At 62.1% G+C, this 22,148-nt stretch carries 20 protein-coding genes and 1 riboswitch; of the genes, 8 read left to right on the top strand and 12 right to left on the bottom strand.

Annotated features, from left to right (window positions below):
- Positions 1–7: 7 nt before the first annotated feature.
- Positions 8–1,204 carry a glutamate--cysteine ligase 2 gene (locus BACI9J_RS02045; protein ID WP_159732926.1) on the bottom strand — a complete coding sequence of 399 codons (1,197 nt, stop codon included), beginning with the start codon at positions 1,202–1,204 and terminating at the stop codon, positions 8–10.
- A 707-nt stretch (positions 1,205–1,911) separates the two neighbouring features.
- On the opposite strand from BACI9J_RS02045, the gene BACI9J_RS02040 reads away from it, so the two are divergent.
- Complete coding sequence (locus tag BACI9J_RS02040; RefSeq protein ID WP_159732924.1) at positions 1,912–2,244, top strand: endonuclease domain-containing protein; 333 nt, start codon at positions 1,912–1,914, stop codon at positions 2,242–2,244.
- 96 nt (positions 2,245–2,340) lie between these two features.
- Here the strand turns inward: BACI9J_RS02040 and BACI9J_RS02035 are convergent, their stop codons facing one another.
- Positions 2,341–3,864: a UDP-N-acetylglucosamine 1-carboxyvinyltransferase gene (locus BACI9J_RS02035; protein ID WP_159732922.1), complete on the bottom strand. Its 1,524-nt coding sequence runs from the start codon at positions 3,862–3,864 to the stop codon at positions 2,341–2,343.
- A gap of 193 nt (positions 3,865–4,057) precedes the next feature.
- Positions 4,058–4,792 (bottom strand): siderophore-interacting protein, encoded by a 735-nt coding sequence (locus BACI9J_RS02030; protein WP_159732920.1) that lies wholly within the window; start codon positions 4,790–4,792, stop codon positions 4,058–4,060.
- 101 nt (positions 4,793–4,893) lie between these two features.
- Here BACI9J_RS02030 and BACI9J_RS02025 point away from each other — a divergent pair, with 101 nt between their 5' ends.
- The gene (locus tag BACI9J_RS02025; RefSeq protein ID WP_159732918.1) at positions 4,894–7,014 is read left to right on the top strand and encodes a penicillin acylase family protein; all 2,121 of its coding nucleotides are present in this window, start codon (positions 4,894–4,896) and stop codon (positions 7,012–7,014) included.
- Between the two features lie 119 nt (positions 7,015–7,133).
- Positions 7,134–7,733, top strand: coding sequence for a GNAT family N-acetyltransferase (locus BACI9J_RS02020; RefSeq protein ID WP_159732916.1), 600 nt, complete (start codon positions 7,134–7,136; stop codon positions 7,731–7,733).
- Positions 7,734–7,831: 98 nt separating this feature from the next.
- Here the strand turns inward: BACI9J_RS02020 and BACI9J_RS02015 are convergent, their stop codons facing one another.
- From BACI9J_RS02015 to BACI9J_RS02005, 3 genes are read right to left on the bottom strand one after another with little or no spacing between them, the layout of a single operon-like run.
- Entirely contained in the window at positions 7,832–8,626 is a 795-nt protein-coding gene (locus BACI9J_RS02015) for an energy-coupling factor transporter transmembrane component T family protein (RefSeq protein WP_159732914.1), read from the bottom strand.
- Positions 8,623–10,197, bottom strand: coding sequence for an ABC transporter ATP-binding protein (locus BACI9J_RS02010; RefSeq protein WP_159732912.1), 1,575 nt, complete (start codon positions 10,195–10,197; stop codon positions 8,623–8,625). The genes BACI9J_RS02015 and BACI9J_RS02010 overlap by 4 nt, the downstream gene beginning before the upstream one ends.
- Positions 10,197–10,817, bottom strand: a complete 621-nt coding sequence (locus tag BACI9J_RS02005) for an ECF transporter S component (RefSeq protein WP_159732910.1) — start codon at positions 10,815–10,817, stop codon at positions 10,197–10,199. The genes BACI9J_RS02010 and BACI9J_RS02005 overlap by 1 nt, the downstream gene beginning before the upstream one ends.
- A gap of 75 nt (positions 10,818–10,892) precedes the next feature.
- Positions 10,893–11,029, bottom strand: a riboswitch (TPP riboswitch).
- Positions 11,030–11,387: 358 nt separating this feature from the next.
- Here BACI9J_RS02005 and BACI9J_RS02000 point away from each other — a divergent pair.
- Positions 11,388–12,065, top strand: a complete 678-nt coding sequence (locus BACI9J_RS02000; protein WP_159732908.1) for an NUDIX hydrolase — start codon at positions 11,388–11,390, stop codon at positions 12,063–12,065.
- A 36-nt stretch (positions 12,066–12,101) separates the two neighbouring features.
- Positions 12,102–12,362 carry a DUF4235 domain-containing protein gene (locus tag BACI9J_RS01995; protein ID WP_159732906.1) on the top strand — a complete coding sequence of 87 codons (261 nt, stop codon included), beginning with the start codon at positions 12,102–12,104 and terminating at the stop codon, positions 12,360–12,362.
- Between the two features lie 80 nt (positions 12,363–12,442).
- On the opposite strand, the gene mnhG is transcribed toward BACI9J_RS01995, so the two are convergent.
- From mnhG to BACI9J_RS01965, 6 genes are read right to left on the bottom strand one after another with little or no spacing between them, the layout of a single operon-like run.
- Positions 12,443–12,832: a monovalent cation/H(+) antiporter subunit G gene (gene mnhG / locus BACI9J_RS01990; RefSeq protein WP_159732904.1), complete on the bottom strand. Its 390-nt coding sequence runs from the start codon at positions 12,830–12,832 to the stop codon at positions 12,443–12,445.
- Complete coding sequence (locus BACI9J_RS01985) at positions 12,822–13,100, bottom strand: monovalent cation/H+ antiporter complex subunit F (RefSeq protein WP_159732902.1); 279 nt, start codon at positions 13,098–13,100, stop codon at positions 12,822–12,824. The genes mnhG and BACI9J_RS01985 overlap by 11 nt, the downstream gene beginning before the upstream one ends.
- Positions 13,097–13,663, bottom strand: coding sequence for a Na+/H+ antiporter subunit E (locus BACI9J_RS01980; RefSeq protein ID WP_159732900.1), 567 nt, complete (start codon positions 13,661–13,663; stop codon positions 13,097–13,099). The genes BACI9J_RS01985 and BACI9J_RS01980 overlap by 4 nt, the downstream gene beginning before the upstream one ends.
- The gene (locus BACI9J_RS01975; protein ID WP_159732898.1) at positions 13,660–15,273 is read right to left on the bottom strand and encodes a Na+/H+ antiporter subunit D; all 1,614 of its coding nucleotides are present in this window, start codon (positions 15,271–15,273) and stop codon (positions 13,660–13,662) included. Before BACI9J_RS01975 ends, BACI9J_RS01980 begins: the two co-directional genes overlap by 4 nt.
- Complete coding sequence (locus BACI9J_RS01970; RefSeq protein ID WP_159732896.1) at positions 15,270–15,770, bottom strand: Na(+)/H(+) antiporter subunit C; 501 nt, start codon at positions 15,768–15,770, stop codon at positions 15,270–15,272. Before BACI9J_RS01970 ends, BACI9J_RS01975 begins: the two co-directional genes overlap by 4 nt.
- The gene (locus BACI9J_RS01965; protein ID WP_159732894.1) at positions 15,767–18,784 is read right to left on the bottom strand and encodes a Na+/H+ antiporter subunit A; all 3,018 of its coding nucleotides are present in this window, start codon (positions 18,782–18,784) and stop codon (positions 15,767–15,769) included. Before BACI9J_RS01965 ends, BACI9J_RS01970 begins: the two co-directional genes overlap by 4 nt.
- A 202-nt stretch (positions 18,785–18,986) precedes the next feature.
- Here BACI9J_RS01965 and BACI9J_RS01960 point away from each other — a divergent pair, with 202 nt between their 5' ends.
- The 3 genes from BACI9J_RS01960 (at position 18,987) to BACI9J_RS01950 (ending at position 22,142) form a co-directional block, all read left to right on the top strand.
- The gene (locus tag BACI9J_RS01960; RefSeq protein ID WP_159732892.1) at positions 18,987–20,390 is read left to right on the top strand and encodes an MFS transporter; all 1,404 of its coding nucleotides are present in this window, start codon (positions 18,987–18,989) and stop codon (positions 20,388–20,390) included.
- 64 nt (positions 20,391–20,454) lie between these two features.
- On the top strand, positions 20,455–20,937 hold the full coding sequence (locus BACI9J_RS01955) for a cation:proton antiporter regulatory subunit (RefSeq protein ID WP_090822806.1): 483 nt from the start codon (positions 20,455–20,457) through the stop codon (positions 20,935–20,937).
- Between the two features lie 5 nt (positions 20,938–20,942).
- Positions 20,943–22,142: a cation:proton antiporter gene (locus BACI9J_RS01950; protein WP_159732890.1), complete on the top strand. Its 1,200-nt coding sequence runs from the start codon at positions 20,943–20,945 to the stop codon at positions 22,140–22,142.
- The last annotated feature ends 6 nt before the right edge of the window (positions 22,143–22,148 follow it).

Raw genomic sequence — 22,148 nt, 5'->3', positions numbered from 1 at the left:
GAAGACTCTAGGGCCTCCTGACCCGGGTCAGCAAAGGCGCCGGTTCCGGATACGCGCCGGCAGCGCCCCCGCTGACGGTCACTTTCGCAGCATGCCCGACGACGGCGGCCAGCGCTTCTTTGGTGGGCGGACTACCCGGAGGTGCTTGGCCGTCGCGCTGCTTTTTGTTGTAACGCTCCGCCGCTTCCCGCTGCTCGTGGGCGCCGTTGCCCCGCTCCAGGATGTCCGAGATCCCCGCTTTGACGATCTCCAGCTCGCCTTGGTCGTCCAGGACAGGACTCAGGTAATCAACCAATGCCCACACCACCTCCGCCGCCGGTTGAGGCAGGAAGTCGCCAAAGTCCAGGAGCTCTCCGCGCAGACCCGCGTTGCTGGCCTGCCAGCTCGCCATCCGCAGGATTGCCGTGGGCACCGCGGCGGGTTCCACGCCGTCGAGCATCTCCAAGGAAGCTGTCTCCACCAAAGCCCGCACCAGCACTGCCATCAGTGCCGCATCCTCAGCGCGAAGGCAGACGTCGGCAACACGGACCTCAACAGTGGGCTGGTCCCGGGAAATGCGGGCGTCAAAGTAGACCATGCCCTCGTCCAGGATCACGCCCGTGTCCAGGAGGCGCTTCACCAAGCGTCTATACGCCGTCAGCGAGCCAAAAACGGAGGACGGGCCGGACGTCGGCCAGCGGTTCCAGGCTTGCGTACGGTAGCTGTCGAACCCAGTGGGGAGCCCCCGCCAGTAGGGCGAATTGGCAGTAAGTGCTGTTAGGACTGCGAGTTTGTCCCGGATGTGATCCAACACCACCACCCCCTCCTCGGGTGACTCCACGGAGGTGTGGACATGGAAACCGCACGTCAGCTGCTCGGTGGCAATGATGCCGAAGCGGTCCAGCATTTCCGCATACCGGAGGTCCGGAGTGGTGTGCGTGTTCGAAGCCAGTGGGGATGTGGCAATCGCAGCAATTCGTGCTCCGTGGCGGCGTGCGGACTCGTTGGCCATGGCCCGGCCGCGTCGGATTTGTTGCAGGATCTCGCCGTAGCTGTGGCACGGGCGTGTTTGGGTTTCGATCTGCTCCAGCTTCAGTTCGTGGCTAAGACCAGTGGCGGTTGCAGGTTCATGGTGGCCGGCCAGCAGCGCGTCCGCGAGGGCCAAGGGCTCACCCGTCACAGGATGGACGATGAGCAGCTCTTCCTCAACCCCGAAAGTCCGCATGCTCCATTCTGCGTCAGGAGTCAGGGTCAGGACAGAGCGGACACGGGTTGTGCAAATTTTGCTGGATCATCCACTAAGCCCGTGGTGGGAAGCCTTGGACCCTCCGGGGTGACCTCAGGTGCCCAGCTGTTGATCCAGCAGAATCTGATCAGCACTTCTCCACATAGGCCAAACTACCAGCCCTCTTGGACCAGATCCCATGGCTAGCTGGGAGCATGGACTCTTTCGAATTCCTGATGTCAGCGGGTGGAGTAGCAAGAGTAGGTCTCCTCAGAGACCACGGCTTTACCGCAGCCCAAGTCCGAAAGCTGGATGGCGCCTATCAAACTCGGAAGGGCCTCTGGGCTCTCCCGGAGGCGGACACCGGGTATCTCTCCGCCTTGGTGAACAACGGACATCTCACCTGCGCCAGCGCGGCAGCTCGCTATGGGCTGTGGCTCAAGGACAGACCAATGCGGCTGCATATGGCAACGAGGCACAGCAGGGGCCGGGGTTTCGTCCGTCACGGTGGGCTGAGGATGAGGCCGGACGCTTTGGTCCCGGTGGCATCGCTGGAAGACACCGTCGTTCACGCTCTAACTTGCCTTCCCGCCGTTGATGCCATCGCAGTTGCCCAATCGGCAATGGTCCTGCGCGGGGTTTCAAGGGATTCTCTTGAAAGCGGGTTGGGGGCCAGGTACTTCGGCAACGCGCGGAGGCTTTTGCGGATGGCCGACGGCCTGTCGGAGTCTGTTCCTGAGATCAGCGCACGTCTGTTGTTTGAAGCGGAGGATCTTCCATTCCAACGCCAAGTCGGCATTTCAGGGGTCGGTAGGGTGGATGCTTTGATCGATGGGTGGCTGATTGTCGAGGTCAACGGCTATCAGTTCCACAGCTCGCGAGATGCGTGGCGAAAGGACATGGCCAGACTCAATGCTGCACAGGCCTTGGGCTATCAAGCCCTGAGCTTCGCTCCCGAGCAAATATGGAACTCACCGGACGACGTCATTGCCCAGATTCGTTGGCTCCTCGCGCAGGGTAAGCCGCGTGGTGGGCGCTAAGCATATTCTGCTGGATCATCACGAGCGGAGCCGAGAAAGGCCTTGGACTTCCGAGGTTTCGTAATCGCTTCCTTGGGATGATCCAGCAGAAAACACCTAGTCCTGGAAGTACTCGATCTTCGCCCCGATGGTGTTCAGTCGCTCAGCAAGGTCCTCGTAACCGCGCTCGATCACGTAAATGTTGCGGAGCTCGGAGGTTCCCCTGGCAGCCAACATGGCCAGAAGCAGGCAGGCGGCAGGGCGCAGGGCCGGTGGGCAGCCGATCTCCGCAGCACGCCACTTGGTGGGCCCGTTCACATAGATCCGGTGCGGATCCAGCAGCTGCACCTGAGCGCCGAGCTTGTTGAGTTCCGTCAAGTAAATGGCACGGTTCTCGTATACCCAGTCGTGGATCATGGTTTGGCCCTCGGCGTTGCCCGCGATCACCGCGAAGAACGGCAGGTTGTCGATGTTCAGGCCAGGGAACGGCATGGGATGGATCTTGTCCTGCGGGGCCTGGAGCTCCGAGGGCTTGGTAGTGACGTCCACCAGCCGGGTGCGTCCGTTGCGTGCCATGTATTCGCCGGAGATCTCAAGCTTTTGGCCCATCTGCTCCAGGGTGGCCAGTTCGATTTCCATGAACTCGATGGGAACCCTGCGGATGGTGACCTCTGAGTTGGTCACAATGCCTGCGGTGATCAGGCTCATGGCCTCAATGGGGTCTTCAGACGGGAAGTACTCAATATCCACATCAATGGCCGAACGTCCGGTGATCTTCAGCGTGGTGGTTCCCACACCGTCGATCTCCACACCGAGACCCTGCAAGTAGAAGCAAAGGTCCTGCACCATGTAGTTGGGGCTGGCGTTGCGGATGATGGTGGTGCCCTCGCGATGGGCGGCGGCCATAATGGCGTTTTCCGTCACGGTATCGCCGCGTTCGGTCAGGACGAAGGAGCGATTCAGCTCATCGGCGGGAGGGGCTGTCACGGAGTAGAAACCGGACTTGGCCTCTACCTCCAGGCCGAACTGCCGGAGTGCCTGCATGTGAGGTTCCACCGTGCGGGTTCCCAGGTCACAGCCACCGGCGTAGGGAAGGAGGTATACGCTGGTTTCGTCCAGGAGCGGGCCCAGGAGCATGATGACACTGCGGGTACGCCGGGCTGCGTCTACGTCCATGGACTCGAGATCCAGGACTTCGGGGCGTCGGATGCGGAGGTCGCTGCCGTTGAGCCAGGTACATTCCATGCCGATGGAGGTCAGGACCTCAACGATCCTGTTGACTTCCTCGATCCGTGCCAGCCGACGCAGGGTGGTGGTGCCACGGTTGATGAGGCTGGCACACAAGAGAGCCACTCCGGCGTTCTTGCTGCTGTTGACGTCCACTTCGCCGGAGAGGGTCCTGCCGCCCTCCACGCGGAGGTGGGTCATCTGCGGCTTGCCCACTTTGACGATGGAGCGGCCAAAAATGGCTTCAAGCCGTTCGATCATCCGGAGGCTGAGATTTTGCTTGCCTTGTTCCATCCGGGCGATTGCGCTCTGGCTGGTTCCCAGCTCAGTAGCCAGCTGCCCCTGCGTCCAGCCCTTTTCACCTCGGGCGTCGCGGAGCAGGAGGCCTACATGTTCGGCGGTAGGTTGCGTCATAACCAATAAATATCACAAGTGAGTTAGAAGCAGTGAGCAAAACGCTGATTCAGCGGCATACATCACACGGTACCCGTCCTGTGCGATAAACAGCCCGACGGCAGTTGCTCACGGCGGTGAACGCTTTCCCCTAGTCTTCTCAAGGACAAGGCCCGCTTGAACACCCGCAAAGCCCCTTGAAAGCCAGCGAATCCTAAACCCGCCAGTACCCCAGCGCATCAATCCGGTGCTTATCCACGCCGATTTCTTTCCTCAGGTGCTTAACGATTGCCCGCGTGCTTGATGCTTCGCACGCGATCCAGAAGAAGTCGTCCGAAACAGAGACCGTGTCCGCCGTTAACGCAGCGCAGACCTCCTCCACCAACGCGGCCCCGTCGCGTTTGCGCGGAAGCCAGGTAACAACGTCGGAATCGGAGGTACGCACCTCAAGCGAGGAGTCGGCGTCGTGCTGGTATTCAAGCCAAGCCGTCACAGGAGTCCCGCCCGCAGCAACCCGGCAGCGCTCGTCCAGCAGCGAGTTGACGGCAGGGATGGAAGCGGGATCGCCCACCACCCAGATCCGGCGCGGGGCGGGCTGCGGGAAAGTGAAGGAGCTGCCTTGGACGGTGGCATCTATCGTGTCGCCGGGCTGCACTGAGCGCGCCCAGTCCGCAGCAACGCCGTTGTGCATTGCGAAGTCCATGCTGAACGTCCCGTCCGCTGGTGAGGCGTTGACCAGGGTGTAGGCACGCTGGTGGGCCTTCCCGGAATCGTTGAACCAGAGCCGGATCCACATGGTGGGATGCAGGCCGCTTCGCCCCAGGAGTCCGCCGTCGCGCACGTGCACGCGAAGGAAATCGGGGGTGATCTCCTCGCTCCCCGTGACCTCCAGAGTGAAATCCTTGGCGCCCATGACTTTGAGGACGACGCCTTCCCAATTGCGTTTCAAGCAACACTCCTTCACGAAGGTCCACGATTTGTGAACGGGGCCAAAGCCATTTATCTTGAACTTAAGTAAGCCTAACCTAAGCTCGAAAGCGGCCAGAGATTATGACGCCTGCCCCTCAGCACCACACCGCCCCGGCAGGCGGCCCCGGCACATACCGTGACAAGTGGGGGATCCCCCACTTGTGGGCTGAAACAGCTGACGAGCTCGCATTTCTGCAAGGACTGAATGCGGGCACGGACCGCTCCTGGCAGATCGAGCTGGAACGGTGGCGTTCGGAAGGCCGCACAGCCGAAATCCTGGGCGTCGACGCCATACCTTGGGACCGTTTTGCACGTCAGACGCGGCTGGATGACACCGCGCGCCGGTGCTTCGAAAACCTCGACGCCGGCACACAACGTTGGTGCGTACAGTACGTGGCAGGCGTCGACCAGGCACTAACGAACGGTCACCGCCGTGGACCGGAGTTCGAAGAATCCGGTTGCGAACCCGAGCCGTGGAATCCGTGGACCCCGCTGGGTGTCTTCCTGGTGCACCACATCCTCTTCTCAACGTTCCCCAACAAGCTGTTCCGGGCTCACATTGCGCGGACACTGGGCGATGACGCGGTGAACTTGTTCAGCATCGAAGCGCCCGTCTGGTCAGGCAGCAACGCATGGGCCGCCCACGGTTCCACCACCGCCAGCGCTCTGCCACTGATAGCAGGCGATCCCCACCGCCTCCTGGAACTTCCCGGCGTCTACCAGCAGATAAGGCTGGCATGCCCCGAGTTCGACGCGATCGGATTCGCCTTCCCCGGCGTTCCGGGCCTCCCCCATTTCGCCCACACCGGCGACACCGCCTGGGCCATCACCAACGCCATGGCCGACTACCAGGACCTCTTCGTGGAGGAGTTGCGCCGGGTCAGCGACACCTTCGGCGAGCGGATTGAGGCGCGCGGTGCGGAAGTCTGGGAACCCGTCGTCGTGAGTTCCCAAACCATCACCGTCCGCGGCGGTGAGCCGGTGCCCGTGGAGATTATTGAAACCGCGCGCGGTCCGGTCATCTCCGGAACGCCCGACGGCGGCGCCCTGAGTTTGCGCTTCCCGGCCAGGGTTGAGGGGCGGATGGGTTTCGAAGCCCTCCTGCCGCTGCTGAGGAGCCGGAGTGTCTCGGAGGTGGAAACCGCCTTCGACGCATGGGTGGAGCCTGTCAACAGCGTGGTTGCCGCGGACGTTTCCGGATCTGTACGGCATTTCGTTGCCGGGCTGGTTCCGCAACGAAATCCAGCCAACCGCCGATTGCCTGCTCCGGCTTTCTCCGCACGCCACGGGTGGGAGGGACAGTACGTGGCCTTGCCCCGCACCGAGATCCAGCAGTTTGCCGTGAGCGCGAATGACCGCCACGCGGGAGGTGGAGATGCTGTGGCCATGGAGTTTGCGCCGGCGCACCGCGCACTGCGTATCAGGGCGTTGTTGGAATCGACACCCGGGCCTTTGACCGTGGACGCCATGCGGGCTATCCATATGGACACCTTGCTGGGCCCGTGGCCGTTGTTCCGGTCCGTGCTCACCGGCCTGGATCCCGAGGACCTGTCCAGGGAAGCCAAGGAACTGCGGTCTTTGTTGCTGATTTGGGATGGCCGGATGGACGCCGACAGCCACTCGGCCGCTGTGTTTGCAGCCTGGCGTGGTTCGATGGTCCAGCGCCTGGTAGGGCACTCTGCGTTTGCTCCCCTGAATGAGCCCACCGGCTATTCACCGTTGTTCGGGCCGTGGTTGTCCGTGGCATCCCGCATTGGTTTCGCTTTGGAGACTTTGCTGGTCCGTGGCTCCGAACTTGGCATCAACGTGGGAGTGGAAGCCTCCGCCGCGCTTGAAGTCGTCGCGCTCGAGGAGTCCATGCTGAACGGCGCTGCCTGGGGTGACCGGCACAAGCTGCTGCCCGTCCATGTGCTCCCCGGGCCGCTCGCCTCATCAGCGCCTACGGCTGATCTCAGCGGGGACACCGGATGCGTTCTCTGCACCGAGAGCCTGCCCGGCGTGGAAGACCGAAGCTTCCGTGGCCCCGTAGCCCGTTACGTCTGGGACCTGGCGGATCGGCGCAACAGCCGTTGGATTGTGCCTTTCGGTGCTTCCGGCACCCCAGGTCACCAGCACTTCTCCGATCAGCTCCCGCTCTGGACCAATGGGGAACTAGCCCCGGTGGTCACTGACTGGCCTGAATTGACCAAAGACCATCTCTGACCCGCGCCAGTACCGCGCCAGCACCGCGCCAGCACCGCGCCAGCACCGCGCCAGCACCGCGCCAGCACCGCGCCAGCACCAGCCCGCATCGCCACCGAACCTCACCACCGAAGGAAGCCATGACCACCATTACCCGGGACTTCTCCGTCCGCACCACCGTCTACTCCGAAGACCTCCACGGCTGGGGCGCGCTGCGGCTTGTCCCACTGATTCCCGCTGATGACATCGATCTAATTTTCGAATGGGTTACCCAGCCCCGTGCCAAGTTCTGGGGAATGACGGAGAACTCCCGGGAAGAAGTCCAAGGGATCTACGAATTCCTGGACTCGTTGGAGACCCACCACGCGTTCCTGGCCGTCCTGGATGGAGAACCTCTGGCCCTCTTCCAGACCTACGAACCCCTGCATGATCCCGTAGGCGAGGCCTACCCTGCCCGGGAATCCGACATCGGCATGCACCTGCTCTTGGCCCCCGCCACGCGTCCCATTCCGCACTTCACCCCGCGGTTGGGTACGTCCCTGATCAAGTACATGTTCTCCCTGCCGGGCAAGGACAGGATTGTGGTGGAGCCGGACTCACGCAACGCCAAAGCTCTCCGCCGCCTGGAAGCAACATGCTTTGAACTGGGCCCCATCATTCAGCTCGCGGAAAAGGAAGCCCAGCTGGGGTTCCTTACCCGGGCGGGTTTTGATGAGATCCAGGAGCAGCAGGCACCCTAGCAATCCGGAAAACGAAGCTGGCCCGGAAAAGCGAAGTGCCGCCGGCGCCCAACAGGCCGGCGGCACGCTTGGCGACCGCTTTATCAACGCCTACGGCACTAGCGCCACACGAAACTCCAGGTTCCCGCCCCCACGGCCGTCAATACGGCACCGGCTGCGATGACCAGCCCACCCAGGAGCACCCACGCGTCCAGCATGGAGTACGTGGATTCACGGGCCCACGTCCGTTGTCCGCCGCCAAAACCGCGCGCCTCCATGGTTACTGCCAGTCGGGAAGCCCTTCTCACGGCCTGAACCAAGAGACCGAAGCTCTGCCCGAGGGTGGCTTTCAGCCGCTGGAACGGGCTGCCGTGGGAGCCGACTCCGCGCGCGCGTCGGGCCATGCCGATCGTCTGCCACTCCTCCGCCATGAGCCCCACCAGCCTCATCGCAGCCAGGGAGCCCAGGACGAACCGATGCGGCAGCTTTGCCTTTTGCGCCAAAGCATCAGCCAAATCCGTGGGATCGGTGCAAGTCATCAGCAGGATAGCCGGCAACGCAATCGCCAAACCGCGCAGCATGAAACCCAGCCCCAGCTCAAGGGAACCTTCACTGATGGACCAGAGTCCGACGTCGAGCAATACAGTGCCGCTGTCCGCGGCCACAATCGCGGTGCTCCAGCCGCCGATCGCAGCCGCGATGATCAGGGGCCAGGCCCGCTGCCACAGAAGCCTGAGGGTGAGGCCCGCCAGTGGGAACAGCGCCAGCTCCGCAACAATCGCCGTGGAGGCCGAAACCCAGTCGATGGACAGAGCCAGCACCAGGGAAATCAGGAAGACAGACACGAACTTGGCCAATGGATTGGCTTTAGTCAGGAGGGCGTGATTCCCCCGCAGGTTCACTGCGTCCCTCATGCTGCACCCGCTTCCTGATGCGTGGCCTCACCCTGGCGGACCGGGCCGAGCCGCAGCTCCGTTCCGCCGAGTACGGCACTGAATTCCTGATCGTGGGTCACCGAGACCACCGCGGTTCCGGCGTCCAGCAACTCTGAAAGGAACGACGCCAATTCCGCCCAGGTGTTGGCGTCCTGACCGAACGTGGGCTCATCCAGGACAAGTACTTTTGGATGTGCCGCGAGGACCGTGGCCACCGAAAGCCGCCGCTTCTCGCCACCGGATAACGTGTAAGGGTTGGCCTCCACCAGATGCGTTAGCCGCAACCGCTCCAGCAGTTCGTCCACGCGGTCCTCACCATGGCCCAGGTGTTTGGGGCCAAACATCAGCTCGTCCAGGACTTTACCCGTGACGAACTGGTGCTCAGGTTCCTGGAACACCGTTCCGATGCGGGAAATCAACTGCTCGGCTTTCCACTTATACGGGTCAATACCCGCCCCTTCGGAAAGCTCGACGGCGGCGCTGACCTTGCCATCCACCGGCGCGAGAAGACCGGCCAACGTGAGCGCGAAAGTGGACTTGCCCGCACCGTTGGGACCTGTAATGGTCAGCGCCTGGCCAGCCCTGACCTGTGCAGTGATGGCCGTTTGAACCGGCACCGGCGGGAAGGTCTTGAAGCCCTTGCGTCGGGGTCTTTCCCGGGAAACTGCCAGGTCCTGCGCTGCGAGGAGAAGCTCTGCGGTGTGAGGCTTGTTGCTCCGTATCCGGGTTGCCGGGACGTACCCGGGCACCCAAACACCGGCTGACATCAGCATGGTGCGGGCTTCTGAAAGCACCTGGTCCGGCGGCCCGTCCAGGAGGACACCGCCCGCTCCTCCGCTGCCGGCCTTAGCGGAGCCCGGCTGCAGGACCACGATCCGGTCCACAAGGTCTTTCCACACGGACACGCGGTGTTCCACCACAACAAGCGTGGCTCCGGTCTTGTCCACGCAGCGCCCCACCGCATCACGGACCTCCAGGACCCCAGCCGGATCCAGGTTGGCGGTCGGTTCATCCAGCAGGATCAGGCCGGGTCGCATGGCCAAAATACCGGCCAGCGCCAGGCGCTGCTTCTGACCTCCGGAGAGTGCCGCCGTCGGGTGATCCAATGCCAAACCGCCGCCTCCGGCGGTACGCAACCCCACGTCGTCGAGTGCTTCATGGACGCGGGCCCAGATCTCATCCCGCGGCACGGCAAGGTTCTCGGCACCAAAAGCAACGTCATCCCCAACCCGGGACAAGACCACCTGCGTTTCGGGGTCCTGCTGCATCAAACCGGCGCGGCCACGCTGCTCGCGGGGCGCGACGCCGTCGATCAGCAGCGAGCCGGTCTCATCCGAATCGTCCTCCTCATCCCCCAGCACGCCGGCCAGGGCATGCAGGAGCGTGGACTTACCGGCACCCGAAGGGCCCAGCAGCAGCACACGCTCACCAGGTTCAATCCGGAGATCCAAGTCCTCAATGGCAGCTTGGGCCCGGCCGGCATGCCGCCAGCCCCAGCCCTCGGCTGAGATGGCGGCAGGCCGCACCGTGCCGCTTTGCTTGGCGGACATCAGCTGAAAACTGGCTCCGAAGCGGCCTTGCGCGAAGCGAAGGAGCTCAGCACGCCGGTCTTGGCCAGGCCGCGCGTGGCAACCCAAGAAAGTCCGCCAGCGATGATCGCCCCGGAAATAGTAGTGAAAGTGATGTACGCCAGCTTGTCCACGGCTTCATAGGCGATGTTCCAGCCCCAGGGCAGGAAGGAGTCGTTCAAACCGCAGAAGAGTCCCGCTCCGGCGCCCGCAAGGAGGGAGGTAGGCAGGTTGAACTTCTTGTAAAGGAAAGCAGCAAAGATGAGCTCGGCGCCCAGGCCCTGCAAAATACCGGAGATGAGCACCGTGGTGCCATACTGCGAACCCATGATGAGCTCACCCGTGGCGGCAACAGCTTCACAGAACAGGGCGGCGCCCGGCTTGCGGATAATGAGCATGCCCAGAACCGCAGGGATCATCCAACCGCCGGCGATCAGGCCGGTGAGCGGCGGATACGTCGCATTCATGGGGATGGATACCAGTGCAGCGCCTTGGGACCACGCCCAGAAAATAACGCCGCCGGCAATGGCGATCAAGGCCGCCACAACAATGTCTACAACACGCCAGTTATAACTGGTCTTCTTCACGTTTACCGTGGTCATTTTCTGCCTCCTGAGGTTACAGGAGGGGAAAGTGCTCCCCGGAATCCGCGTGGCATGCGCCGCCCGGATCCGGACACTCTGAGAAGCTCGACTCCCTTGCGCCGGTACTAACCGGATCAGGTTCGAGGGTCTGCGGCTGTCCGCACTCTCAGCGCCCTCGCGTCTTCCGCATCTCTGCAGAGTCCGACGGCGGCGCTCCCCTGTCGTATCAAATCTGCCCTGATGGGCGGATTCAGTTTACACCTGAGTCCATGGAGGGCGCTGGTCCGTGGTGGGCATGTGGTCACAATTCGGGCTTGGGGCTGCGATGCCAGGCCCGCTCTACACCCCAACCCCACGCCCAAGCACGCACACCAGGCCCCACAACACGAGGGGCTGCGTTGCGAGGCCCGCTCTACACCCCAAACCCACGCCCAAGCACGCACACCAGGCCCCACAACACGAGGACGCGCGATGCCAGGCCCTCTCTACACCCCAACCCCACGCCCAAGCACGCACACCAGGCCCCACAACACGGGGACCTGAGAGAATGAACCAGAAGACTTCGGCGCGGCAAAGGGGCACATTTTCATGACGGACCTTCCCATCACAGACTCAACTGCGTCCCAAGCACGGTTGGCCGCCAGCGTCATCCTGCTCCGTGACGCCCCGGACGGGATTGAGGCTTTTGTCCAGCACAGGGTCAGCACCATGGACTTCGCCGCCGGCATGGTGGTCTTTCCGGGAGGACGCGTGGATTCTGTGGACGGGTCCGGATGGGATTACCCGGAGGACCTGCTTCAACGTCACGCAGCCGACTGGAACCAGAGCTCCATCGGCGCGGAGCCGGACGAGGCAGCGAAAAACGCCGGGACAGTGCTCAGGGCAGCCATCCGGGAGGTTCAAGAGGAGGCGGGGCTCAGCATCGAGGCCTCCAACCTGCGCCCGTGGGCCAATTGGATCACGCCCATAGACATGCCCAAGCGCTTCGACACCTACTTCTACATTGCCAAGCCCTCTCCGGGTGCGGCACCCCAGCACCAAACCACGGAAGCGTGGCAATCACTGTGGATGCCGGTGGAGGAGATTCTGGCAGCCGAGGCGGCCGGCTCTTTGAAGCTCATGCCACCCACGTATTACCTGCTCAAGGAAATTGCCGGGTTCAGGACAGTGGAAGAAGTTTGGCGGGCCGAACACGACGTTATTCCGGTGTTGGCCCCGGTTGGCTCTTTGGCTGCGTTCCTCAAGGAGCGGGAAAACCGTCGCTAGCGCTTGAGACGGGCCGTAGCCAGCTAGGCTGGGGGCATGAACCTCTTCTTCAAGCTGATCGGTGCCGGAGTGAGCCTCGGAGCTGGCTTTGTGGGCACCAAACTCGTCAATAAAGGCTGGGAAAAGGCCACGGGCAACAAGCCACCCTTGGGCCATGACGACACGGAATCCAGCCTGCGCTCGGCGCTGACCTTCGCACTGATCTCCGCTTTTGTCAGCACGCTCATCCAGGTTCTGGCGAGCCGCGGCACCCAGCGTGCCATCGCGCGCTTCGCCAAGAGCCACGACATCGTCTAAGCGTCCTCCGAAGAAGCAACGCGGGATCATTCCGGGCCCATTCCCAGAGGGTTTGGGGGCCGGATATGACCCCGCGTTGCCTAACGTTCGGAGGGTTCCTGGCCGGCAGCCGCCCTCTGGACCACGGCCTCAAGTTCATCTTTGGTGAGCTTTTCGCGGTGTCCGTGCTTGGTGCGGTAGGCGGAGCGCCCCACCATGTGGGCTGAGACGGGTGCTGTTAGGAGCTGGAAAATCCATGCCACCAACAGAACCGGCCATACCCACCAGGTCCGCATCTGGAGACCGATCGCGGCAAGCATGAGGAACAAGCCCAGGACCTGGGGTTTGGTGGCTGCGTGCATGCGGCTCATGAGGTCCGGGAATCTCAACAGACCGATGGCCGCACCAAGGGACATCAACGCTCCCACCACCAGGAACACTGCGGTGACAGCATCAATCACGGCGTCAAAGCCTGTGGTTTCAGGACTCATTGCTCTGGTCCCTTCGCTCTGCCACGAACCGTGCCACGGTCACCGAGCCAATGAACCCGATCACCGCCAGCGCCACCAGCAACATCAGGTTGTTCAGGTGCCTGTTCAGCGCCATGTCGATCGCCAGGGCGGCGCCAAGGATGGCCAGCAATACATCCGATGCCAGAACGCGATCCAGAAGGGACGGGCCGATCGCGATTCGGATAATCGCACCAGCGGCGGCCAGGCTAAGGATCACGGCTGTCACCACCAGAACTATTTCCTTCATAGCGCCGCCTCTTCCAGCCCGGGACGTTGTTCGGCTTTGAGTGCCTCGACTTCTTCGCGTGTACCCATAATGCGGATCAGTCCTGCTTCGATGTCTTGGGTTTCCTGACGGATTTTGTCGATGTCTGCCTCTTCATAAATGTTCAGTGCATGCAAATACAGCGTGGAAGTGGAGCGATCCACCTCCACCACCAGGGAGCCCGGGATCAGCGAGATGACGTGACCGGTGGCCGTCACCATGAGGTCGGAGTGACTCCGCAACGGAACGGCGACGACGGCGCTGCGTACCTTGGGTCCTTTGGCTACGGCCAGGTACAGCACCAGGAAGCTCGCTGCCACCACTTTGGCGATGAACATCAGGGCAAACGGTATGGCGCGCAGGATGTTGAACCTGCCGCTGAGCTCCACGGGCGGAAGGTAGAAGAACTTGGCCACCAGCACGGCGATCAGGGCACCGAACAGCAGGTTGCCTGGGCTGAAGTCCCGCCACAACGCACCCCACACAATGACCAACCATATGAGCAGCGGCAGTTCTGTGCGGAACGAGATCGGTTTACGACTCATTTGGCATCACCTGTCCGAGCATCGTCCGATGCAGTTAGATCCTTCTGCGCTTCGTCCGGCTGTGCCAGCGGCGGCACCACCACGGAATCCCCCAGCACGGAGTGAATGTACGCCGAACGGTCCAACATGATTTCAGCGGAGCCATCAGCAACCTTGAACAACGGGCCCGCGAAAACTGTCAGTGCAACACCGAATACCACCAGTCCAGCGGTGGACCCCACCATGGTCCGCGGCAGCACCCCTACATTTCCGGGGGTTTGCAGCACAGGGTCCGGGTACTCGGCGTCTTCCGGTTTGCGCCAGAACGCCCTGTTCCAGACACGGGCGATTGCCAGCAGGGTCAGCAGGCTGGTCACCACACCGCCTACTACCAGCGTGATCGCCAGCGGCGTTCCCAACTCCACACCTGCCTGCAGCAGTCCTAGTTTTCCGAGGAAACCTGAGAACGGTGGAATACCTGCCAGGTTCATTGCCGGAATGAAGAACAGTAAAGCCAGCAATGGAGAGAGCTTCGCCAAGCCACCCAAACGGTCAATGGAGGAGCTTCCGCCACGACGCTCGATCAGTCCTGTGACCAGGAATAGACTTGTTTGGACGGTGATGTGGTGGGCAACGTAGAAGACTGCGGCGCCCAGCCCTGCCACGGAACTCATGGCGAGGCCAAACACCATGTAACCGATATGGCTTACCAGGGTGAAGGACAAGAGACGCTTGATGTCACTCTGGGCCAAGGCGCCCAGAATTCCGACAATCATGGTCAGTAACGCCACCACCATCAGCGGGACATTGAGGGTGTCGCCCGGAAACAGGAGCGTTTCCGTGCGGACCATGGCATAGACGCCCACCTTGGTCAGCAAGCCCGCGAACACGGCGGTCACCGGCGCGGGGGCGGTGGGATACGAGTCCGGAAGCCAGAAGGACAGCGGGAAAACTGCTGCCTTGATGCCGAACGCCACCAGCAGCATCACGTGCAGGAGGTTCTGGGTGCCTTGGTCCAGTTCCGCGAGCTTGATGGCCAGGTCCGCCATGGTGATGGTTCCGGTGGCCCCGTAGATCATGGCAATCGCAATGAGGAACAGTACGGATGACACCACGGAAACCACTACGTACGTGACGCCTGCACGGATACGCGGGCCCGTTCCGCCCAGGGTCATCAGCACGTAGCTTGCCGTCAGTAGGATCTCGAAACCGACATAGAGGTTGAAGAGGTCACCGGTCAGGAACGCATTGGACACACCCGCAACGAGGATCAGATAAGTGGGGTGGAAGATTGAGACCGGGGCTTCCTGGTCCCCGTCGGCCATACCCTGACCCGTTGCGTAGATCAGCACGGCGAGGCTCACCACGGTTGAGACCACCAGCATGAGCGAGGAGAACTGGTCCACCACCAGGACCACGCCCCACGGCGGCAGCCATCCACCCAACGTAACCGAGGTGGTTCCCCCGTCCCAGACGGAGATCAGGAGCAGGCATTCGAGCAGCAGCGTCGCGCTGAGAATGCCGATGCTCACCACGCGTTGAGCGGTGTGGTGACGGATCAGCAGGAATGCGAGGGCAGCACCCAGAATTGGCAGGAGGACAGCTAGCGGCGACAGGTTTGCGAGATTCACGCGCTGCCTCCTTCCTGGGTTGTTGCCGTATTGGGGGTCTCTGTGGCGTCCGGTTTATCTCGATCCGCAGGGCTTGCCGGGGTAACGGCGAACTCCGAGGTTTCCAACGGGACAACGGCGTCGTCCTCGGCATCAAAGCTCGGCGTCTTGGCCACACGCATGTCTTCGAGGTCATCCTGGATCTCGTCCTGACGGGCCAGAACCCATGTGCGGTAGATGATGCCAAGCATGAAGGCCGTCACAGCGAAGGAAATGACGATCGAGGTCAGGATCAGCGCCTGGGGCAGTGGATCGCTGTACGCCTCCGGGTTGGTTTCCTTGCTGAACAGTGGCGCCAGACCGGCATACCCTCCAGTGCTCAGAATGAGGATGTTGGTGGCGTTGGCCAGCAACATCAAACCCAACAGCACGCGGGTCAGGCTGCGTTCCAGAATCAGATAGATACCGCATGCGTACAGCACGCCCATGACAATCAACAGGGTCAGGTTGATGCTCATGGGTTAACCTTCCCGAGCGCAGCGGACTGGGCGGCTTCGTGGGCGAGCTCAGGATGCTCGGCGCCATCTTCCTCCGCCAGCGGTGCGCCTTTGCCTTCGAAGTGCTCGTCGATTTCGGCCCCGAGGCTGCGAAGGACGTCGAGCGCCAACCCCACAACCACGATGTACACGCCGATATCGAAGATCGTGGAGGTGACGAACTTGACGTCGCCAAAGACCGGCAGCCAGAACTCGATAATCGCGCTTTGGAACACCTGTCCGCCGAGGAAAAGCGGAACCACACCCGAGGCCGCCGCCGTCGCCAGTCCCGTCCCCAGAAGCGTTCCGGCACTGATGGTCGCTGCCTCACTCAACTCGAACCGGCCACCGGCCAGATACCGGATAGTGAGGGCGAGGCCTGCGGTGAGGCCGCCCGCGAACCCGCCGCCCGGCAGGTTGTGGCCGGCCAGGAGGAGGTAGATGGAGAAGACGATCATCGAGTGGAAGATCAGCCTGGTCACTACTTCAAAGATGATGGAGCGTCGCTCCGGCGCGAGGGTCCGACCCGCCACCAGCCAGGCATCGCGGGTGACATCGCTGAACTTCCTGGCAACGGCCAGCGTGGCACCGTCCCGCGAATCGCGGTCGACGCCGGTGCGGCGTCCCACGCTGCCTTCCGGCACGGCGTCCGAGGTCTTGATGCGGTCGCCTCGGCTGCGGACGAATATCAGGCTGGCAACGCCCGTGGCCGCAATCGCCAACACGGAGATTTCGCCGAACGTGTCCCAGGCCCGAATGTCCACGAGGGTTACGTTGACAACGTTCAGACCGCCGCCGCCTTCATAGGCCAAGCGCGGGAAATCAAGCGAAATGGGAGTAGCCACGCGTGCGCCCATGGCGTAGATCGCAACAAAGATCATGGTGATGCCGAACGCTGCCCCAATGATCACGCGGATTACCCGCAGCCTGCCGCCGGTCCTGTCCCTGAGCTCCGCGGGTAGGCTCCGCATGGCCAGCACGAACGCCACCAGCACTATTGTTTCCACCAGCATCTGGGTCAGGGCGAGGTCCGGTGCGCCCTGCAAGGCGAACATCAGTGCGATGCCATAGCCGGTGACGGACACCATGAGAACGGCAAGGAACCGTTTGTTGGCACGGACCGCAGCCAGCGCACCCACAACGATTCCGGCTCCTGCCACCAACTGCAGCGGAGAGTTGGGGTCGATGAGATAGATGCCGTCGGGCAAAGGCTTGTTCGCCACTATCAGCGCCGTCAACGGGACCGCAAAAGCAACCGTAAGGATCACCGCAAGGTAGAAGTACAGCGAACCACGCTGTGTGCGGCCTGTTACCCAGACTGCAACATCGTCCAAGGCGCCGATGGTGTTCTGGTAAGCCCTGTCCCCGTCCACCCAGTCCGGGACCACGCTTTGCATCCGGGAGACAAGGTTGCGTCCGTAGAACATGGCAGCACCAGCGGCGAACGTTATGGCTGTGAGTCCCAGCGCAGGGGTGATGCCGTGCCACAAAGCCAAGTGTCCGGCGTCGGCCGCTTCCTGCCCGTCAACGAACAGCGCCGCGTAAGGCTGGATCCAAGTGTCCACAGGCACCGGCCACACGCCATAGGCGATGGTCAGGAGGCTCAGGATGGCCGGGGCGGCCAGGAACGCAGGTTTGATGGGTTTGAAAGGTGTGGGTTCTACGCCCGGCTTGACCGCAAACGCCCCCCACATGAAGCGGGCGCTGTAGGCGAAAGTGAGGATGGAACCAATGACCAGCCCAAGGAGAATCCAGATGCCCCACGTCGGAGCATGATCCCCGGTGCCGTAGTGGACGAAGGCTTCGAACACCGATTCTTTCGCCACAAAACCAGCCAAGGGCGGCACACCGGCCATGGACGCAGCGGCAATACCGGCTACCACTCCGAGGGCCCGTGAAGAACGGAAGACTCCTGATAGTTTGCGGATATCCCGCGTTCCGGACTGGTGGTCGATGATGCCTACCACCAGGAACAGCGCTGCTTTGAACAGGCCGTGAGCCAGCAGCAGCCCCAGCCCCGCGAGAGCTGCGTCAGGCTGCCCCAGACCCACCACCATGGTGAGGAAACCGAGTTGGCTGACGGTGCCGTAAGCGAGGATGAGCTTGATGTCGGTTTGGCGAAGCGCACGGTAGCCACCAACCAGCATGGTGGCCAGGCCCAATCCCAGAACCACGGGGAGCCAGAACTCCGACGTCGAAAATCCCGGAGCAAGGCGGGCAACAATGTAGATTCCGGCCTTGACCATCGCCGCCGCATGCAGGTAGGCACTGACGGGAGTGGGAGCCGCCATCGCGCCGGGCAGCCAGAAGTGGAAAGGAACAAGCGCCGATTTAGTCACCGCGCCGGCCAGGACAAGTACGACGGCGGCAGCCACCGCTCCTTGCATGGGTCCGCTGATGAGCGTCCCCGCTTGGTCCAGAATCGCTGAAATCCGGTATGTTCCTGCAGCTTGGCCCAGGATGATGAGGCCCACGAGCATGGCCAGGCCGCCGGCGGTGGTGACCATGAGTGCCTGAAGTGCTGAACGGCGTGCCGCGAGGCGGGTGCGCGCGTAGCCGATCAGCAGGTAGGACAGGATGGTGGTGAGCTCCCAGAAGATGAACAGCATCAGGAGGTCATCGGAGGTCACCAAGCCGAACATCGCTCCGGCAAAGGCGAGGAGTTGTGCTCCGAACCCACCGAGGTCCGGATCCGCATTCTTGAAGTAACGGGCGCAATAGACCAGTACCAAAGATCCCACGCCGAGGATCAGGAGCGACATGACCCAGGCCAAAGGATCCATGCGGAAGGCAAGTTCAAGCTTGAGGGTGGGGATCCACGGAAGAATCTCTTCTATGCCGCCACCGGAATATACGGCTTCGTACTGCATGACCAGCCAGACGAAGGCGCCTCCGGGTACCGCGGCCAGGACGTAGAACGCGTTTCTACCGAGTTTGCGAAAGATCAAGGGCGCCACAGTTGCCGCTACAAAGGTGATGGCGAGAACTGTGATCACTGTTATCTCCGCAAAGTCAGGAACATATTGTCAAAAGTTGGAGCAGGCGGTCATACGTTGGGTTCGGTTTACCTAGTTTATCAAGGGGAACCGACAGTTTTAGGCGTCGGGACCGGTCTGCGCGCACGGCTTAAAGCCGCGTTCTCCACATACCGGTCTGTCATGTGCCCGCCGATATCTCCGCCCCTATAGCATTCAAACTATGAACGCGGCCGCAGTTCCCGAAGCCTCCCATCCGACGTCCGAGCTTGCCTCGGGACCTGTTGTCTCAAAAAAGGCGCAAATACTCGCTTGGGCATCCTGGGACTGGGGCTCGGCTGCCTTCCAAGCAGTGATGACCACCTTCGTCTTCACCGTCTATTTGACGTCCAATGCCTTCGGCGGGGAAGACGCTGCCTCGGCAGCCCTCGGTGCCGCCCTGGCCATTGCAGGCCTCGCCATTGCACTGCTTGCTCCCGTCACTGGCCAGCGTTCAGACGCCGGAGGACGCCGCAAGCTCTGGCTCGGCGTCAACACGGCCGCTACGGCCGTTCTGACCGCGCTGTGCTTCTTCGTTTTCCCGCAACCGGAGTTCCTGCTCCTTGGCGTCTGCCTGATCGCCTTGGGCAACATCTTCTTCGAGTTTGCCGGCGTGAACTACAACGCCATGCTGGCCCAGATCTCAACGCCAAAGAACATCGGCAGGGTCAGCGGCTTCGGGTGGGCCATGGGCTATCTGGGAGGAATCGTGGCGCTCCTCCTTGTCCTGCAACTATTTGTCCAGCCTTCCTTTGACTGGTTCGGATCATCCACACAGGACTCCCTCAACATCCGGCTCGTGGCCATCTTCTCCGCCCTGTGGTTCTTCATCTTTGCCCTTCCAGTCATGTTCGCCGTGCCGGAAGTCTCCGTGAAGAAAGACACCGCGTCCCTGGGGTTTGCCGCCTCCTACAAGCTGCTGTTCCGGCGTATCAGAGCGATCTACAAATCCAGTCCCCACACCATCTACTTCCTGCTGTCCAGCGCGATCTTCCGCGACGGTCTCGCTGCCGTGTTTACCTTCGGCGGCGTCATTGCCGCCGGTACCTTCGGCTTCGAACTCAAGGACGTCATATTCTTCGCGATCTTCGGCAACGTAGTGGCGGCTGTCGGTGCCATCATCGGTGGCTTCCTGGATGACAGGATCGGGCCCAAGGCCGTCATCATCCTCTCCTTGGTTGGCCTCCTGGTCGCAGGCACGGCCATCCTGGTCCTCGGCAACGGAGACTACGTCTTCTTCGGAAACGACTGGCCCGGAACCTCCACTTTCTGGGTCTTCGGCCTCCTGCTCTGCTTGTTCGTGGGACCGGCGCAATCCTCCTCACGGGCCTATCTGGCAAGGCTTGCCCCCGCGGGGGAATCCGGTGAACTCTTCGGGCTCTACGCAACAACCGGCAGGGCAGTCAGCTTCCTCGCCCCCACTCTTTTCACTTTGTGCATCACCATCGCCTCGCCACTCGTTGCTGAAGGGGAAGCCCAACGATGGGGCATTCTGGGAATCATGGTGGTACTCCTTGCGGGCCTCTTGGTGATCCTTCCGGTCAAGCCACCGGCCAAGGTGGAAATAGCCGTGGTCCCGGAGCGTTAACTACATAGGACTGGCTGAGCATGAACGCCGTACCAGCCCCGTACAACAGAGTTAGGGTGGAGCTATGAACGTGGATGAGACTGAACTCCCGGGCCTCGGGATCCGCAAGGATTTCGTCACGGCCTCGGGCCGTCGCATCGGTGTCGTTGAACTTCGTGAGGGCGAGACAGAACTTTTCGTGTCCACTTGGGACGATCCTGACACCTGCCAGGCATCCATCCCTTTGACAGCCGATGAAGCGTCCACGCTCGGAAACCTTTTGGGCGGCCAACACATTGCCATGCGCTTGGCCGAGGAACATCGCGAGATACCGGGCATCGTCACCCGCCAGTTCTCCATCACCCCTGAATCGCCCTTCGTGAACCAGCCCATGGGCAAGGCACAGATCCGCACCCGCAGCGGTGTCTCCATCGTGGCGATCATGCGCGAAGGCGAGGTAGTTCCGTCGCCGGCTCCCGACGTCGTACTTCACACCGGTGATTTGCTCGTAGCGGTCGGCACGCAGGAAGGTCTTGACTCGGCAGCCGGCATCCTGCGCAACGGCTGACCGGAATGGATCCGCTCGCATTAGCCCTCGTTGAACTGGGGGCCGTCGTCTTCTGCCTCGGTCTCCTGGCTCGATTAGCGGGCCGAATAGGCATGTCCCCCATCCCTCTCTACTTGGTAGGGGGCCTGGCGTTCGGAGCCGGCGGGTTCGTCAAGCTCGATGGAATGCACGAGTTCGCCCATCTCTCAGGAGAAATCGGCGTCATCCTCCTGCTGCTTATGCTCGGACTGGAATATACAGCTTCGGAGCTCGTCACCGGCCTTCGACGGTCATGGCAAGCCGGGGTCATGGATTTCGTCCTCAACTTCCTTCCGGGCGCGGGGCTGGCCGTTCTTCTGGGGTGGGGACTTGTAGGCGCAATCGTCATGGGTGGCGTCACTTACATCTCGTCATCCGGTATCGCCGCCAAGGTCATCACGGACCTCGGCCGCATCGGCAACCGTGAGACTCCAGTAGTGCTTTCCATCCTGGTTTTTGAAGACCTCGCAATGGCCATATACCTTCCCATCCTCACGGCCATCCTTGCCGGCGTGGGTTTCTTGGGCGGACTGCAAACTGTGGGAATTGCCTTGGCCGTGGTCACGGTGGTGCTGATCATTGCGCTCAAGCATGGGCACCGGGTCTCGCAAGCAGTGCATAGCGAGAATTCCGAGGTCTTCCTGCTCAACGTGCTTGGCCTCGCGCTACTGGTGGCCGGTATTGCATCTGCCTTGCAAGTGTCCGCAGCAGTGGGCGCCTTCATGTTGGGCATCGCCATCTCCGGCGCCACGGCTCACAACGCCACACGGATCCTGGAACCATTGCGGGACCTCTTCGCTGCGATCTTCTTCGTGGCGTTCGGGCTCAACACGGATCCCACGTCGATTCCACCGGTCCTTGGATGGGCTCTTGTGCTGGCATTCATCACCGCCGCAACCAAGATGCTCACGGGAATATGGGCAGCCAAGCGCGCCGGCATCGCTGTGCCCGGTCGCTTCCGAGCAGGAGCTGCTTTGATTGCCCGCGGTGAATTCTCCATCGTCATCGCGGGCCTCGCCGTGGCATCCGGCGCAGTACCCGATGAACTCGCCGCACTTGCTACTGCCTACGTGCTCCTCATGGCGATTCTCGGTCCCCTTGCAGCCCGCTTTGTGGAGCCGGTGGTTAAAGCCATCAGGAAGGCTCCAGGAGCCCCGCCGCGTACCACTGAGCGCGCCCCCGCCTAGCGAAGC

It is taken from the genome of Arthrobacter sp. 9V (assembly GCF_902506065.1).
Lineage (GTDB): Bacteria > Actinomycetota > Actinomycetes > Actinomycetales > Micrococcaceae > Arthrobacter.
This window is presented reverse-complemented; position numbering and strand designations above follow the sequence as displayed.

What these genes read in the sequence shown, in the direction of transcription:
- mnhG (WP_159732904.1), bottom strand. Translation starts at nt 12,832, where the DNA reads ATGAGTCCTGAAACCACAGGCTTTGACGCCGTGATTGATGCTGTCACC.
- BACI9J_RS02045 (WP_159732926.1), bottom strand. Translation starts at nt 1,204, where the DNA reads ATGCGGACTTTCGGGGTTGAGGAAGAGCTGCTCATCGTCCATCCTGTG.
- BACI9J_RS01970 (WP_159732896.1), bottom strand. Translation starts at nt 15,770, where the DNA reads ATGAGCATCAACCTGACCCTGTTGATTGTCATGGGCGTGCTGTACGCA.
- BACI9J_RS01960 (WP_159732892.1), top strand. Translation starts at nt 18,987, where the DNA reads ATGAACGCGGCCGCAGTTCCCGAAGCCTCCCATCCGACGTCCGAGCTT.
- BACI9J_RS01995 (WP_159732906.1), top strand. Translation starts at nt 12,102, where the DNA reads ATGAACCTCTTCTTCAAGCTGATCGGTGCCGGAGTGAGCCTCGGAGCT.
- BACI9J_RS02025 (WP_159732918.1), top strand. Translation starts at nt 4,894, where the DNA reads ATGACGCCTGCCCCTCAGCACCACACCGCCCCGGCAGGCGGCCCCGGC.
- BACI9J_RS01950 (WP_159732890.1), top strand. Translation starts at nt 20,943, where the DNA reads ATGGATCCGCTCGCATTAGCCCTCGTTGAACTGGGGGCCGTCGTCTTC.
- BACI9J_RS02040 (WP_159732924.1), top strand. Translation starts at nt 1,912, where the DNA reads ATGGCCGACGGCCTGTCGGAGTCTGTTCCTGAGATCAGCGCACGTCTG.
- BACI9J_RS01985 (WP_159732902.1), bottom strand. Translation starts at nt 13,100, where the DNA reads ATGAAGGAAATAGTTCTGGTGGTGACAGCCGTGATCCTTAGCCTGGCC.
- BACI9J_RS02035 (WP_159732922.1), bottom strand. Translation starts at nt 3,864, where the DNA reads ATGACGCAACCTACCGCCGAACATGTAGGCCTCCTGCTCCGCGACGCC.
- BACI9J_RS01955 (WP_090822806.1), top strand. Translation starts at nt 20,455, where the DNA reads ATGAACGTGGATGAGACTGAACTCCCGGGCCTCGGGATCCGCAAGGAT.
- BACI9J_RS02015 (WP_159732914.1), bottom strand. Translation starts at nt 8,626, where the DNA reads ATGAGGGACGCAGTGAACCTGCGGGGGAATCACGCCCTCCTGACTAAA.
- BACI9J_RS02020 (WP_159732916.1), top strand. Translation starts at nt 7,134, where the DNA reads ATGACCACCATTACCCGGGACTTCTCCGTCCGCACCACCGTCTACTCC.
- BACI9J_RS01980 (WP_159732900.1), bottom strand. Translation starts at nt 13,663, where the DNA reads ATGAGTCGTAAACCGATCTCGTTCCGCACAGAACTGCCGCTGCTCATA.
- BACI9J_RS02005 (WP_159732910.1), bottom strand. Translation starts at nt 10,817, where the DNA reads ATGACCACGGTAAACGTGAAGAAGACCAGTTATAACTGGCGTGTTGTA.
- BACI9J_RS02000 (WP_159732908.1), top strand. Translation starts at nt 11,388, where the DNA reads ATGACGGACCTTCCCATCACAGACTCAACTGCGTCCCAAGCACGGTTG.
- BACI9J_RS02010 (WP_159732912.1), bottom strand. Translation starts at nt 10,197, where the DNA reads ATGTCCGCCAAGCAAAGCGGCACGGTGCGGCCTGCCGCCATCTCAGCC.